The sequence below is a fragment of the Burkholderia cepacia genome (assembly GCF_001718835.1).
Lineage (GTDB): Bacteria > Pseudomonadota > Gammaproteobacteria > Burkholderiales > Burkholderiaceae > Burkholderia > Burkholderia cepacia_F.
In genome coordinates this window covers 2,885,405-2,900,269 of the sequence record NZ_CP013443.1, presented here as the reverse complement: position 1 = coordinate 2,900,269, position 14,865 = coordinate 2,885,405, and the positions used below count along the sequence as shown (strand labels likewise).

Genomic DNA, 14,865 nt, shown 5'->3' with positions numbered 1-14,865 from the left:
GCCTCCTTGGGACGGCCCGGCGGAGGCTGACATGAGTATCAAGTCCGACAAATGGATTCGGCGCATGGCCGAAGAGCACAAGATGATCGAGCCGTTCGTGCCCGATCAGGTTCGTGCGTCCGAGGATGGCCGCCGGATCGTCAGCTACGGCACGTCGAGCTACGGCTACGACATCCGCTGCGCGGACGAATTCAAGATCTTCACGAACATCAACTCGACGATCGTCGATCCGAAGAACTTCGACGAGGGTTCGTTTGTCGATTTCAAGGGCGACGTGTGCATCATCCCGCCGAACTCGTTCGCGCTGGCCCGCACCGTCGAATATTTCCGCATCCCGCGCACCGTGCTGACGGTCTGCCTCGGCAAGTCGACCTACGCGCGCTGCGGGATCATCGTCAACGTGACGCCGTTCGAACCCGAGTGGGAAGGCTACGTCACGCTGGAATTCTCGAACACCACGCCGTTGCCCGCGAAGATCTACGCGAACGAAGGCGTCGCGCAGGTGCTCTTCTTCGAAAGCGACGAAGTGTGCGACGTGTCGTACGCGGATCGCGGCGGCAAGTATCAGGGGCAGCGCGGTGTCACGCTGCCGAAAACCTGATCTGGTTGCATAACGTCTCACCAGTTTCCGGGTGACCGCTGCGCGTGACGCGCCGCGGTCGTTCTTTTTGGAGAATCGCCCATGAAGTTTCGTTTCCCCGTCGTCATCATCGACGAAGATTTCCGCTCCGAGAACATCTCGGGCTCCGGCATCCGGGCGTTGGCCGAAGCGATCGAGAAGGAGGGCGTCGAAGTCCTCGGCCTCACGAGCTACGGCGATCTGACGTCGTTCGCGCAGCAGTCGAGCCGCGCGTCGTGCTTCATCCTGTCGATCGACGACGACGAACTCATGCTCGGCGAAACCGGCCCGGACGGCGAGCTGCCCGAGCTCGCGACCGCGATCATCGAGCTGCGCGCGTTCGTCACCGAAGTGCGCCGCCGCAACGCGGACATCCCGATCTTCCTGTACGGCGAGACGCGCACGTCGCGCCACCTGCCGAACGACATCCTGCGCGAGCTGCACGGCTTCATCCACATGTTCGAGGACACGCCGGAGTTCGTCGCGCGCCACATCATCCGCGAGGCGAAGGTCTATCTCGACTCGCTCGCGCCGCCGTTCTTCAAGGAGCTGGTGAAGTACGCGGACGAAGGCTCGTACTCGTGGCACTGCCCCGGTCACTCGGGCGGCGTCGCGTTCCTGAAGAACCCGCTCGGCCAGATGTTCCACCAGTTCTTCGGCGAGAACATGCTGCGCGCCGACGTCTGCAACGCGGTGGACGAGCTCGGCCAGCTGCTCGATCACACGGGCCCGGTGGCCGCGTCCGAGCGCAACGCGGCGCGCATCTTCAGCGCGGACCACCTGTTCTTCGTGACCAACGGCACGTCGACGTCGAACAAGATCGTCTGGCACGCGACGGTCGCGCCCGGCGACATCGTGCTGGTCGACCGCAACTGCCACAAGTCGATCCTGCACGCGATCACGATGACGGGCGCGATTCCGGTGTTCCTGACGCCGACGCGCAACCACTTCGGCATCATCGGGCCGATCCCGCGCGACGAGTTCAAGCCGGAGAACATCCGCAAGAAGATCGAGGCGAACCCGTTCGCGCGCGAGGCGATGCGCCAGAACCCGGACATGAAGCCGCGCATCCTGACGATCACGCAGAGCACGTACGACGGCGTCGTCTACAACGTCGAGATGATCAAGGATCTCCTCGGCGACCTGCTCGACACGCTGCACTTCGACGAAGCGTGGCTGCCGCACGCGACGTTCCACGATTTCTACCGCGACATGCACGCGATCGGCGACGGCCGTCCGCGCACGGGCGCGCTCGTGTTCGCGACGCACTCGACGCACAAGCTGCTCGCGGGCATCTCGCAGGCATCGCAGATCGTCGTGCAGGATTCGGAGAACCGCACGTTCGACAAGCACCGCTTCAACGAGGCGTACCTGATGCACACGTCGACGAGCCCGCAGTACGCGATCATCGCGTCGTGCGACGTCGCGGCCGCGATGATGGAGCCGCCGGGCGGCACCGCGCTCGTCGAGGAATCGATCGCCGAGGCGATCGATTTCCGCCGCGCGATGCGCAAGGTCGACGCCGAATACGGCGACGACTGGTTCTTCAGCGTGTGGGGTCCGGACGAGCTGTCGGAGGAAGGCATCGGTTCGCGCGACGACTGGATGCTGAAGCCGAACGACCACTGGCACGGCTTCGGCCCGCTGGCGGAAGGCTTCAACATGCTCGACCCGATCAAGGCGACGATCATCACGCCGGGGCTCGACGTCGACGGCGAGTTCGGCGAGACGGGCATCCCCGCCGCGATCGTCACGAAGTACCTGGCCGAGCACGGGATCATCGTCGAGAAGACCGGCCTGTACTCGTTCTTCATCATGTTCACGATCGGCATCACGAAGGGCCGCTGGAACTCGATGGTGACCGAGCTGCAGCAGTTCAAGGACGACTACGACAACAACCAGCCGCTGTGGCGCGTGCTGCCGGAATTCGTCGCGCAGCATCCGCGCTACGAGCGTGTCGGCCTGCGCGACCTGTGCACGCAGATCCACGACGTGTACCGCGCGAACGACATCGCCCGCCTGACGACGGAGATGTACCTGTCGGACATGGAGCCGGCGATGAAGCCGTCGGACGCGTTCGCGAAGCTCGCGCACCGCAAGATCGACCGCGTGCCGCTCGACGAGCTCGAAGGCCGCGTGACGAGCATCCTGCTGACGCCGTACCCGCCGGGCATCCCGCTGCTGATCCCGGGCGAGCGCTTCAACAAGACGATCGTGAACTACCTGCGGTTCGCGCGCGACTTCAACGAGCGCTTCCCGGGCTTCCACACCGACATCCACGGCCTCGTCGCGGAAGAGGTGAACGGCCGCGTCGAATACTTCGTCGACTGCGTGCGCGATTGACGATGGAACGGAATCGAATCGGGACGATGCGTGCGGCGGTGGCCGCGCTCGTCGTCTGGGCGGCCTGGTCGGCGGGATTGGGCGCGGCGCACGCGGAAGTCGCGGCGGCCGACCCGATCGACGTCGCGATGCGGCAATGCCTCGCGCGGCGCGACCGGTCTTCGCCGGCCGGCCAGATCCAGTGCATGGGTGAAGCGCAGCAGCAGTGGCAGGCCGTGATGGACGGCGCGTACCAGCGCCTGTTGAAGGATGCGCCGGCCGACGCGAAGCGCGGCTGGCAGGACAGCCAGCGCCGTTGGCTCACGTGGCGCAAGGACGAAGTGCATCTGCTGAAGGCCGTATACGACACCACGCGCGGCACGTCGTACGCGATGTCGAGTGCCGACCTGCAGTTGCAGCCCGTGCGCGATCGCGCGCTGGCGCTGCGCGGCGCGGCCGATCGCTATGCGCCGCCGGCCGGCGGGCCGGGCGGGGGGGCGGCGAAGGCGGCGGACAACGGCGCGGCGAATGCGGCGGCGGGCGGCCCGGCGAACGCGCCCAGGAGCGACGCGCGCGATCCGTTGCGCCGCATCCGGCCGTGCGAACAGGATGCCGCGTGCGAGCACGCGCTGTTCGACCTGAACCGCTATTACCAGAAGCTGCGCCGCAAGATGCCTGCGCATTCGGCCGCGACGCTGGTGCGCGCGCAGCGCGCGTGGGTCGGGTTCCGCGATGCGACGGCGCCGCTCGTCGGCGAGGACGGCCGCGTCGACCTGATCGGCGCGCGCATCGCGACGATGAAGCGGCTGTCGGAGACGGCGGGCAACAATTGACGGCCAGGCGACGCGTTGCGGCAACCAAAGGCGGGCACCGGAAGGTGCCCGTCTGCATTTGGGGAGGCGGGTTGGCTACGCGCGCGGCGCGTCGTGCAGCCCGAACCACGACGGCACGAGCGCAAGCGCATCGTCGAGCGAAGCGAGCACGTGCAGGCTCAGCGCGACGATTTCGGGCGTCGGCGCCTTCAGGTCGGGCACGGTGACGACCGCGGCGCCCGCGCCGGCGGCCGATTGCGCACCGAAATCGCTGTCCTCGAACGCGACGCATGCGTGTGCCGGCACGCCGAGGCGTTCGGCCGCGAGCCGGTAGACGGCCGGGTCGGGCTTGCCGCGTGCGACTTCGTCGCCGCCCGCGATCGCGCGAAAGAACGGCAGCACGCCGACCGCGTCGAGCCGCGCGCGGATCACGTCACCCGCGGACGACGACGCGACCGCGCACGGAATGCCGGCTTGCGCGAGCGCGCTCAGGAGCGCGTGCGCGCCGGGCTTCAGCGGAAACTTCGGATGCGGCTCGGGCGCCGCGAGCTGCTCGCGCACGCGGGTGCGCACCGCGTCGAACGTGCCGGCGTCGCCGATGATGCCCGAGAGAATCGTCTGGCCTTCGGCGAACGAGCGGCCGACGATCTGCAGGTAATCGGCGGTGGTCAGCGCGACGCCGTGCGCGTTCGACACGTCGATCCACGTGTTCATGATGGTCCGCTCGGAATCGACGAGCAGGCCGTCCATGTCGAAGAGCGCGGCGGAAAACATCATTGCTGAGGTCCGGAAGTCGGGGGGGAGAGGGCGGGCGACGCACGCAACGTGCGCGGCCCGCACCAACAAGAAACGGACGCCGCGGGGGCGTCCGTTCGCGGCGACGCTTACTGGCCGAGCGCGGCGCGGGCGGCCTTGACCGCCGCGCGCACCTGGTCGGGCGCGGTGCCGCCCGGGTGATTGCGGCTGGCGACCGACCCTTCGAGCGTCAGGTAGCCGAACACGTCTTCGCCGATCAGGTGCGCGACGTTCGGCAGCTCCTGCTTCATCTCGTCGAGCGTCAGGTCGGCCAGGTCGATGCCGCGGTCGTCGCAGATCTTCACGGCGTGCGCGACGGCTTCGTGCGCATCGCGGAACGGCAGGCCGCGCTTCACCAGGTAGTCGGCGAGGTCGGTGGCGGTCGAGAAGCCCTGCAGCGCGGCCGCGCGCATCGCGTCCGGCTTCACGGTGATGCCGGCCACCATCTCGGCGAAGATCCGCAGCGTGTCGGCGACGGTGTCGACCGTGTCGAACAGCGGTTCCTTGTCTTCCTGGTTGTCCTTGTTGTACGCGAGCGGCTGGCCTTTCATCAGCGTCAGCAGCGCCATCAGGTGGCCGTTCACGCGGCCCGTCTTGCCGCGCGCGAGCTCGGGCACGTCCGGGTTCTTCTTCTGCGGCATGATCGAGCTGCCGGTGCAGAAGCGGTCGGCGATGTCGATGAAGCCGACGCGCGGGCTCATCCACAGCACGAGTTCTTCGGAGAAGCGCGACACGTGCGTCATCACGAGCGCGGAAGCCGCCGTGAATTCGATCGCGAAGTCGCGATCCGACACCGCGTCGAGCGAGTTCGCGCAGATGCCGTCGAAGCCGAGCGTCTTCGCCACTGCATGGCGGTCGATCGGGTAGCTCGTGCCGGCGAGCGCGGCCGCGCCGAGCGGCAGGCGGTTCACGCGCGTGCGGCAGTCGCGCATGCGCTCCGCGTCGCGCGAGAACATCTCGACGTACGCGAGCAGGTGGTGGCCGAACGTGACCGGCTGTGCGACCTGCAGGTGCGTGAAGCCCGGCATGATCGTGTCGGCGTTCTGTTCCGCGAGGTCGAGCAGCGCGCCGCGCAGGTCGTTCAGCAGGCCGCCGATGCGGTCGATCTCGCCGCGCAGCCACAGGCGGATGTCGGTCGCGACCTGGTCGTTGCGCGAGCGGCCCGTATGCAGGCGCTTGCCGGCATCGCCGATCAGCGCGGTCAGGCGCGCCTCGATGTTCAGGTGGACGTCTTCCAGGTCGAGCTGCCATTCGAATTCGCCGCGCTCGATCTCACCCTTGATCTGCGCCATCCCGCGTTCGATCGCGGCCAGGTCGTCGGCGCTGATGATCTTCTGCGCGGCGAGCATGTTCGCGTGCGCGAGCGAGCCGGCGATGTCGACGAGCGCGAGACGCTTGTCGAAAAACACCGACGACGTGTAGCGCTTGACCAGCTCCGACATCGGTTCCGAGAAGCGGGCCGACCAGGCCTCGCCCTTTTTGTGCAGTTGGGACGTCATGGCGATTCTTCGAAGGGGATGTTGGGCGGCGTGCGCCGCCGAGGGAATCGCAGGATTTTAGCATTCGCGGCCGCGCGACCGGGCGGGCGTCAGCGCAGCGCGCAGGTCAGCGGGACGATGCGCGGCAGCGTGCCGTCGTCCGGGCGCTGGTACGCGAACTCGACGCTGCAGCGGCGTCCGTCGCCGGCAATCTCCAGATGATTGTCGGCGACGAGGCCGTCGACGAACGTGAGGCCGTCGTAGCCGACGATCGTGCGCTGCCCGCTCTCGACGTGGACGACTTCGAGGCCGGGCGGCAGCGGCGCGCCGTCGGGCGTGCGCAGCGCGATCGTCGCGGCGTGGTAGCGCGTGACCGGAAACCGCGCGAGCACGCCGGAGCGGGCCTGCGGCACCACGTCGAGCGACGTGTCCGCGATGCGCGCATCGGCCGGCACGTTCTCGTATGCGGCGAACGCGACCGTCGTGAACGATTGCTTCATCAGCGCGACGAATGTTGCGTTTCCCGCCGCGGGCGTGCTCGCGGCGCCGCTGACGGCGACCGGCTCGATCAGCGCGCAGTGCACGAACGGCGATGCGTACCAGATCGCGCTGAACGCCGGCGGCAGCGGCAACGTTGCCGCGCGCACGATGCAGCGCTCGGGCGGCGGGGGCGCGGTCGGCTATCAGCTCTACCAGGACGCCGGTCACACGACGCCGTGGGGCGACGGCACCGGCGGCACGTCGATGGCGACGGGCACCGGCAGCGGGCTCTCGCAGTCGGTCACGGTCTACGGGCGCGTGCCCGCGCAGACCACACCCGCGCCGGGTGACTACAGCGACACGATCACCGCGACGATCAGCTTCTGATGCGGCGTCACTCGCGCACGAGCACGACCAGCTTCAGGTCTTCGCGGTGCGCGGGCTTCAGCGTGATCTGCTGGTACACGAGGCGGCCGTCGGCCGGATGGTCGAATTCGCGCAGGCCGCCTTCGCGTTCGAACACGTCCTGCGAGGCCCAGTACTGTGCGAAGGCATCGCTGCCGGCGGTCAGTGCGTCGATCAGCGCACGCGTGGGCGCGTCGGTCAGGTGCCGGATCGAATCGGCGCGAAATTCGGCCGCGAGCCGCCGCGCGCGGGTTTCCCAGTCGACGATCAGCGTACGCGCGGCCGGCGACATGAAGGTGAAGCGCAGCAGGTTGCGGTCGTGCTCGCCGTCGAGCCAGCCGGAAAAGAGCGCGGCGGCCGGTGCGTTCCACGCGAGCGCGTTCCATTGCCGGTCGAGCACGTAGGCGGGCGTCGCGATGGCCGCGACGGTCGCGGCGAGCGTCGGCGGCAGGTCGCCGCCCGCGACGTCGGGCTCGGCCGGGTCGCGCTGCGCGGCCAGCTCGAACAGGTACGCGCGCTCGGCCTTCGACAGTTGCAGCGCGACGGCGATCCGTGCGAGTGCGTCGGCCGACGCGGACACGGGGCGGCCCTGTTCGATCCACGTGTACCAGGTGGGGCTGACGCCGCAGAGCTGCGCGACTTCCTCGCGCCGCAGCCCGGGCGTGCGCCGCCGCGGGCCGGGCGGCAGGCCGACGGCCTGCGGCGACAGCCGCTCGCGGTGGGCGCGGATGAATTCGCCGAGCGCACGGGCGGGCGTGGCGTCGAGCGGCGGGGTGGGGGCGGCGGGCGGAAGGTTCATGCGAAATCGTCAGGCGGGTGGATCGAATACCAGAATAACTGCTTAACTTGTACTGGTACAAGAGCAGGCCTATTGTAGCGGCTCACGCGTCTGGCCGCATCGGCGCGGACGGTCCCCACCAAGGAGAAGAATGCGATGAAACACCACGACCAGGTCGCCGACGCATTCGGCACGACGGCCGCCGCCTACCTGACGAGCACGGTCCACGCGACGGGCGCCGACCTGCAGACGCTCGCCGACGCGGTGCGCGCGACGCCCGATGCCGCGGTGCTCGATCTCGGCTGCGGCGCCGGCCACGCGAGCTTCGCGGTCGCGCCGCACGTGCGCGACGTGGTCGCCTACGATCTCGCCGCGCAGATGCTCGCGACCGTCGACGCCGCGGCGCGCGAGCGCGGGCTCGCGAACATCCGTACGCAGCAGGGGCCGGCCGAGCAACTGCCGTTCGGGACGGCGACGTTCGACTGGGTCGTGAGCCGGATGAGCGCGCACCACTGGCACGACATGCGCGCGGCGCTCGCCGAAGTGCGCCGCGTGCTGAAGCCGGGCGGCCGCGTGCTGATGATCGACATCGCCGGCAACGACCACCCGCTCCTCGATACGTACCTGCAGGCCGCGGAAGTGCTGCGCGACGCGTCGCACGTGCGCGACTACCGTGCGGACGAATGGCTCGCGATGTTCCGCGATGCCGGCTTCGACGCGCACGTGCACAGCCGCTGGCGGCTGCCGATCGATTTCGAGACGTGGGTCGCGCGCATCCGCACGCCGGCCGACAGCGTCACCGGCATTCGCGCGCTGTGGGCGCATGCGCCCGACGAGGTGCGCGGCTACTACGCGGTGCAGCCCGACGGATCGTTCGAGCACGACGCGCTGCTGATCGACGCGCGCTGAAACGAAACGGCCGCGACGCCCGGCAACGCGCGTCGCGGCCGCTGTGCGGGTTGCGTAGCGCGTGCGTCGCACGCGCACGCGCTCGCGCGGGTCAGCCCGTGTTGCGCAGGCCGGCCGCGATCCCGTTGATCGTCAGGTGAATCCCGCGGCGCAGCCGCGCGTTCGTGTCGCCCGCGCGGTGGCGCTTGATCAGCTCGACCTGCAGGTGGTTCAGCGGATCGAGATACGGGAAGCGGTTCTTGATCGAGCGCGCGAGCAGCGGGTTGGTCGCGAGGCGGCCTTCGTGCCCGGTGATTTCCGCCAGCGCCTGCGACGTGCGCTCCCATTCCGCGACGATCCGCTCGAACACGTGCTTGCGCAGCTTGCGGTCGGCGACCAGTTGCGCGTAGCGCGACGCGACCGCGAGATCGGTCTTCGCGAGCACCATGTCCATGTTCGACAGCAGGTTCGAGAAGAACGGCCAGGTCTTGTTCATCTTCTTCAGCAGCGCGACGCGCTTCGTGCGTTCGGCGTCGTCCTGCGCGCCGTCGAGATACGCACTCACCGCGCTGCCGAAGCCGTACCAGCCCGTCAGCAGCAGCCGGCACTGGCCCCACGAGAAGCCCCACGGAATCGCGCGCAGGTCCTCGATCCTGCGCTGCTTCGGATCCTGCAGCTTGCGCGAGGCCGGGCGGCTGCCGATGTTCAGCTCGGCGATCTCGGTGATCGGCGTCGACGAGAAGAAATAGTCGGTGAAGCCCGGGGTTTCGTAGACGAGCGCGCGGTATGCGGCCATCGCGGAATCGGACAGCGTCTGCATCGCGGCCTCGAACGCCGGCAGCTGCGCGGGCGCGTTGTTCTGCGGCAGGAGCGTCGCCTCGAGCGTCGCGGCGACGACCGTCTCGAGGTTCCGGCGGCCGATCTCCGGGTTCGCGAACTTGCTCGCGATCACCTCGCCCTGTTCGGTCAGGCGGATCTGGCCGTTTACGGTGCCCGGCGGCTGCGACAGGATCGCCTGGTAGGTCGGGCCGCCGCCGCGGCCGACCGTGCCGCCGCGGCCGTGGAACAGCCGCAGCGTGATCTTGCGGTCGCGGAACAGGTCGACGAGCGCGAGTTCCGCGCGATACAGCTCCCAGTTCGACGTGAGGAAGCCGCCGTCCTTGTTGCTGTCCGAATAGCCGAGCATCACTTCCTGCTCGGCGCCCTGGTGCGCGATCAGTGCGTCGATGCCCGGCAGCGCGAAGTATTCGCGCATGATGCGCGCGGCGTCGCGCAGGTCGGGAATCGTCTCGAACAGCGGGATCACCATCAGGCTGTTGCGCGCATTGCCGCCGGGCACACCGAGCGCGCCTTCGAGCAGGCCCGTTTCCTTCTGGAGCAGCAGCACCTCAACGAGGTCGCTGACGGTTTCCGTATGCGAAATGATGTAGTTGCGCACCGCGCGCGCGCCGAATTGGGCGCGCACGTCGCGCGCCTTCTCGAACACGCCGAGTTCGCTCCGGGCGAGCGCGGAGTATTCGAGGTACGGCGAGCGCAGCGGACGCGGATCGGCGAGCGCGGCGAGCAGCACGCGCAGCTTGTCTTCCTCGGCGAGCGCCGCGTAGTCGGCCTCGACGCCCGCGCGCGCGAACAGCTCGGCGACCACGGCTTCGTGGATGTCGGAGCTCTGGCGCAGGTCGATGCTCGCGAGATGGAAGCCGAACACTTCGGCCGCGCGCACGAGCGGCGCGAGGCGCGGCGCGGCGAGCGACGTGCCGTGGTGTTCGTCGAGCGACGCGGTCAGCACCTTCAGGTCGGCGACGAACGCTTCGGAATCCGCATACGGGACCGCGCGCACGGGCGGCGCGCCGCGGCCCGCGCTGCGCACGGGCACCGTGCCTTCGCCGAGACGCACGCGCGCGCTCGCGGCGAGCCGCGTGTAGATGCCGATCAGCGCGCGACGATACGGCTCGTCGACGCGGTGCGGCGACTGGTCGGGGGAAGCTGCCGCGAGCGCCTTCACGGCATCGTTCGCGCCGACGAGCAGGTTCGACACCGACAGTTCGGCGCCGAGCTTGTGCACCTGTTCCAGATAGTGCTCGAGGATCACCGCGGCCTGGCGGTTGATCGCTTCGTCGAGCGTCGACGCGGTCACGTTCGGGTTGCCGTCGCGGTCGCCGCCGATCCAGCTGCCCATCTGGAAGAACGCGGGGACGCGCGCGGACAGGCCGTGCTCGGCGAGCGCGGCCTCGATGTCGCCGTACAGCGCGGGCAGTTCGTCGAGGAACGTCGCGCGGTAGTACGACAGCGCGTTCTCGATTTCGTCGCCGACCGTCAGCCGTGAGTCGCGCAGCATGCGCGTCTGCCACAGCGTGGTGACGCGGGCGCGCAGCATCGATTCGTTGTACTGGCGCTCGCGGCCGGTCAGCTCCTGGTCGCGCTCGGCGAGCAGGCGTGCGATGTCGTGCTGCGCGTCGAGGATGCTCTTGCGCTGCACTTCGGTCGGGTGCGCGGTCAGCACCGGCACGATCAGCGCATCGTCGAAGAAGCGCTGCAGCAGTCGCTTCGACGCATTGCCGGTCGTTTTCAGTTGTTCGAGTGCGTACGCGACCGTGCCGGGCTGCGACGCGGAGCCGGCCAGCGCATGGATGCGGCGGCGGCGGTTGTGGTGGCGGTCTTCCGCGATGTTCGCGAGGTGCGAGAAATAGCTGAACGCGCGCACGACGCTCACCGTCTGCTCCGGCGTCAGCTTGCGCAGCTTCTTCTCGAGCGTCTGCGCGGCTTCGCTGTCGTCCTCGCGGCGGAACTTGACGGCGGTCTGGCGAATCGTCTCGACGACGTCGAATACGGTGTCGCCTTCCTGCTCGCGCACGACGTCGCCGAGCAGGCGGCCGAGAAAGCGGATGTCGTCGAACAGCGGGCCGTCCTTGTCGTCGCGCGTGCGGGCGCCCGGCTTCGTTGCGACGGCGGCCGCGCCGTTCGCGACGGCCTTGGCCGCGCGTTTTGTCTGACGTATCGGGTCTTTCGGTTTCGTTGCCGTTTTCGCACGGCCGTTCGCGGCGGTGGCGACGGTGTCCGTCGAGGCGTCGGAGGAGGACAGGGCAGCATTGCGGCGCGCCGTACGCGCCGATCCGGAAGACTTCACGATGGGTTTCCTTGGGAAAGCTCGAGTCAAAAGGAACTGCGGGCACTGCGATCCAGCGACTGCGACTTCTGCGGCACTTCCGCGCATCCGCGCCGCGGCCCGCGCCAGGCGGCGCCGGGGCCGGCTCCGGGCCCGGGCGGGCGGGGGCGTGCGTGCTACCATTGTTCGATCTTCAATCCCGTCCTTCGATGTTCCAGCAATGAATTCCGAGACTCTGTCGGCACAGCCGCCCGCGACGTTGACGATTGCTTCGCGCGAGAGCCGCCTGGCGATGTGGCAAGCCGAACATGTGCGTGATGCGCTGCGCAAATTATATCCAGCTTGTGACGTGAAAATCCTCGGAATGACGACGCGCGGCGACCAGATTCTCGATCGCACGCTGTCGAAGGTCGGCGGCAAGGGCCTGTTCGTGAAGGAACTGGAGGCCGCGCTGGCCGACGGCCGCGCCGATCTCGCCGTGCATTCGCTGAAGGACGTGCCGATGGCGCTGCCGGAAGGCTTCTCGCTTGCCGCGATCATGGAGCGCGAGGACCCGCGCGATGCCTTCGTGTCGAACGACTACGCGTCGCTCGACGCGCTGCCGGCCGGTGCCGTGGTCGGCACGTCGAGCCTGCGCCGCGAGGCGATGCTGCGCTCGCGCTATCCGCACCTGGACGTGCTGCCGCTGCGCGGCAACCTCGACACGCGCCTGTCGAAGCTCGATCGCGGCGATTACGCGGCGATCATCCTCGCCGCCGCCGGCCTGAAGCGCCTCGGCCTCGAGGCGCGGATCCGCACGCTGCTCGACGTCGACGCGAGCCCGCCCGCCGCGGGCCAGGGCGCGCTCGGCATCGAGATCGCCTCGCACCGCGACGCCGTCGCCGCGTGGCTCGCGCCGCTGCACGACCCGCAGACCGCGCTCGCGGTCGAGGCCGAGCGGATGGTGTCGCGCGCGCTCGGCGGCAGTTGCGAGGTGCCGCTCGCCGCGCATGCGGTGTGGCGCGCGGGCGAACTGTACCTGACGGGCCGCGTGTCGACGACCGACGGCAAGCGCGTGCTGACCGCCGAGGCGTGCGGCGCCGTCATGACCGTCGCCGATGCGCTCGCGCTCGGCCGCGCCGTGTCCGACGAACTCGAGGCGCAAGGCGCGCTCGAGATCGTCCAGGCGCTGCTCGCCGGCTCGCAGGCCGCCGCCGGCAAGGGCGACGCCTGATGGCGGGCGGCGCGCGCGCGTTCACCGCTGTCCTGACGCGCCCGGACGGCCAGTCCGGCGCGCTCGCGTCGCAACTGGCCGAGGCCGGTTGCGACGTGCTCGAATTCCCGTTGATCGATATTGCGCCCGTCGACGATCCGGCGCCGCTCGATGCCGCGTTCGCGGCGCTCGCCGACTACGCGCTGGTGATTTTCGTGTCGCCGAACGCGATCGACCGCGCGCTCGCGCAGTACGGCGCGATCTGGCCGAACGCGCTGCCGGTCGGCGTGGTCGGGCCCGGCAGCGTCGCGGCGCTCGAGCGTCACGGCATCGCGGCGCCCGCGCATCGCGTGATCGCGCCGCAAGTGCCGGCCGACGGCGGCGTACCCCATTACGATTCGGAAAGCCTGTTCGCGTGCATCGAGGCGGCGTTCGGCGGCGCGCCCGCGCTGGCGGGCAAGCGCGTGCTGATCGTGCGCGGCGACGGCGGGCGCGAATGGCTCGCCGAGCGCTTGCGCGAGGCCGGCGCGGACGTCACGCTCGTCGCCGCGTACCGGCGCGTCGTGCCCGAGCCGCGCGTCGGCGCGTGGGAGCGCGTGCATGCGCTGCTCGACGGCGAACCGCATGCGTGGCTCGTCACGAGCTCGGAAGGCGTGCGCAACCTGCACGAACTCGCGCGGGCGCATCTGAACGATGCCGAGATCGCCGCGCTGAAGCATGCGCCGCTCGTCACGCCGCATCCGCGAATCGAGCAGACCGCGCGCGCATTGGGTTTTGATAGGATTACGCTGACCGGCGCGGGCGATGAGCGCATCGTCCGCGCGTTTCGAACGATGGCCGACGAGGCCGTCCAACCGGCGACAGCCGCACCGGTGACTAAACGCATGACAGATACCAACGATTCCAAAAGCGTCGCTTCCCAGCCGGCCGCTGCATCCGCACCGCCGTCCCGTCCCGCCTATATGGCGTCCGAACCGCCCGCGCGCCGCGGCGGCAGCGCGGTGCTGTGGTTCGTCGTCGTCGTGCTCGGCTGCGCGGCGGGCGTCGGCGGCTACGCGCTGAACCGCAAGATCGACCGGCTCGACACCACGCTGGCGGCGCGCCAGAAGGCGCTCGACGCACAGACGGCCGAAACGCGGATGAAGACCGAGCAGGCGCTGGCGAGTACGCACCAGGTCGACACGCAGCTTGCGCAGCTCGACGGCAAGCTGGCCGACGCGCAGAGCGCGCAGCAGGCGCTGCAGCAGCAATACCAGGACCTGTCGCGCAACCGCGATGCGTGGATGCTCGAGGAAGTCGACCAGATGCTGTCGAGCGCGAGCCAGCAGCTTCAGCTGACCGGCAACACGCAGCTCGCGCTGATCGCGCTGCAGAATGCCGACGCGCGCCTCGCCACCTCGCAGAGCGCGCAGGCCGTCACGGTGCGCAAGGCGCTCGCGCTGGACATCGAGAAGCTGAAGGCCGCACCGGCGGCCGACCTCACGGGCCTCGCGATCAAGCTCGACGACGCGATCGCGAAGATCGACGCGCTGCCGCTGTCCGGCGAGGCGATCGTCCCGCACGAAGCGCCGAAGGCCGCGCCGGCCGACGCCGCATCGTCGGCCGTGGCCGGCGAGCCGCGCTGGAAGGTGTGGTGGCACGACTTCTCGGCCGGCCTCGGCCAGCAGCTGAAGGGGCTCGTGCAGGTGCGCCGGATCGACAACGCGGACGCGATGCTCGCGTCGCCCGACCAGGGCTACTTCGTGCGCGAGAACGTGAAGCTGCGCCTGCTGACCGCGCGCCTGTCGCTGCTCGCGCGCAACGACGGCGCGATGAAGGCCGACCTGCACGCCGCGCAGGCGTCGCTCGGGAAGTATTTCGACCAGGCATCGAAGGACACGCAGACCGTCGAGGATCTGCTCAAGCAGGTTGACGGCGCATCGCTGACGGTTGCGGTGCCGAACCTGAACACGAGCCTGAACGCCGTTCAGCAGTTCAAGAGCCGGGGGTAACG

At 69.3% G+C, this 14,865-nt stretch carries 10 protein-coding genes and 2 pseudogenes; 7 read left to right on the top strand and 5 right to left on the bottom strand.

Annotated elements, in window-relative coordinates; all coding sequences use genetic code 11:
* Positions 1-31 precede the first annotated feature (31 nt).
* The 3 genes from dcd (at position 32) to WT26_RS16555 (ending at position 3,774) form a co-directional block, all read left to right on the top strand.
* On the top strand, positions 32-601 hold the full coding sequence (dcd, locus tag WT26_RS16565) for a dCTP deaminase (RefSeq protein WP_006398615.1): 570 nt from the start codon (positions 32-34) through the stop codon (positions 599-601).
* Positions 602-682: 81 nt separating this feature from the next.
* Positions 683-2,962 carry an arginine/lysine/ornithine decarboxylase gene (locus tag WT26_RS16560; RefSeq protein WP_059531889.1) on the top strand — a complete coding sequence of 760 codons (2,280 nt, stop codon included), beginning with the start codon at positions 683-685 and terminating at the stop codon, positions 2,960-2,962.
* Between the two features lie 26 nt (positions 2,963-2,988).
* On the top strand, positions 2,989-3,774 hold the full coding sequence (locus tag WT26_RS16555) for a lysozyme inhibitor LprI family protein (RefSeq protein ID WP_069273790.1): 786 nt from the start codon (positions 2,989-2,991) through the stop codon (positions 3,772-3,774).
* A 75-nt stretch (positions 3,775-3,849) separates the two neighbouring features.
* Here the strand turns inward: WT26_RS16555 and WT26_RS16550 are convergent, their stop codons facing one another.
* From WT26_RS16550 to WT26_RS16540, 3 genes and pseudogenes are all read right to left on the bottom strand, one after another.
* Positions 3,850-4,527 carry an HAD family hydrolase gene (locus tag WT26_RS16550; RefSeq protein WP_420480942.1) on the bottom strand — a complete coding sequence of 226 codons (678 nt, stop codon included), beginning with the start codon at positions 4,525-4,527 and terminating at the stop codon, positions 3,850-3,852.
* Between the two features lie 110 nt (positions 4,528-4,637).
* Positions 4,638-6,047: an argininosuccinate lyase gene (gene argH / locus WT26_RS16545; protein WP_046544646.1), complete on the bottom strand. Its 1,410-nt coding sequence runs from the start codon at positions 6,045-6,047 to the stop codon at positions 4,638-4,640.
* Positions 6,048-6,136: 89 nt separating this feature from the next.
* Positions 6,137-6,481: pseudogene (locus WT26_RS16540) on the bottom strand (FimD/PapC C-terminal domain-containing protein); the annotation flags it as partial.
* On the opposite strand from WT26_RS16540, the pseudogene WT26_RS16535 reads away from it, so the two are divergent.
* Positions 6,459-6,893, top strand: a pseudogene (locus tag WT26_RS16535) (spore coat U domain-containing protein); the annotation flags it as partial. The pseudogenes WT26_RS16540 and WT26_RS16535 overlap by 23 nt on opposite strands.
* Positions 6,894-6,900: 7 nt before the next feature.
* Here the strand turns inward: WT26_RS16535 and WT26_RS16530 are convergent.
* Positions 6,901-7,710 (bottom strand): helix-turn-helix transcriptional regulator, encoded by an 810-nt coding sequence (locus tag WT26_RS16530; protein WP_069273297.1) that lies wholly within the window; start codon positions 7,708-7,710, stop codon positions 6,901-6,903.
* Between the two features lie 135 nt (positions 7,711-7,845).
* Between WT26_RS16530 and WT26_RS16525 the strand changes: the two genes are divergently transcribed.
* On the top strand, positions 7,846-8,598 hold the full coding sequence (locus WT26_RS16525; protein ID WP_069273296.1) for a class I SAM-dependent methyltransferase: 753 nt from the start codon (positions 7,846-7,848) through the stop codon (positions 8,596-8,598).
* A gap of 91 nt (positions 8,599-8,689) precedes the next feature.
* Here the strand turns inward: WT26_RS16525 and ppc are convergent, their stop codons facing one another.
* Positions 8,690-11,701 carry a phosphoenolpyruvate carboxylase gene (gene ppc, locus WT26_RS16520; RefSeq protein WP_069273295.1) on the bottom strand — a complete coding sequence of 1,004 codons (3,012 nt, stop codon included), beginning with the start codon at positions 11,699-11,701 and terminating at the stop codon, positions 8,690-8,692.
* A 199-nt stretch (positions 11,702-11,900) separates the two neighbouring features.
* Here ppc and hemC point away from each other — a divergent pair, with 199 nt between their 5' ends.
* Both hemC and hemDX read left to right on the top strand, forming a co-directional pair.
* Positions 11,901-12,893, top strand: a complete 993-nt coding sequence (gene hemC / locus WT26_RS16515) for a hydroxymethylbilane synthase (RefSeq protein WP_069273294.1) — start codon at positions 11,901-11,903, stop codon at positions 12,891-12,893.
* Positions 12,893-14,863 carry a fused uroporphyrinogen-III synthase HemD/membrane protein HemX gene (gene hemDX / locus WT26_RS16510; RefSeq protein WP_069273293.1) on the top strand — a complete coding sequence of 657 codons (1,971 nt, stop codon included), beginning with the start codon at positions 12,893-12,895 and terminating at the stop codon, positions 14,861-14,863. The genes hemC and hemDX overlap by 1 nt, the downstream gene beginning before the upstream one ends.
* Positions 14,864-14,865 lie beyond the last annotated feature (2 nt).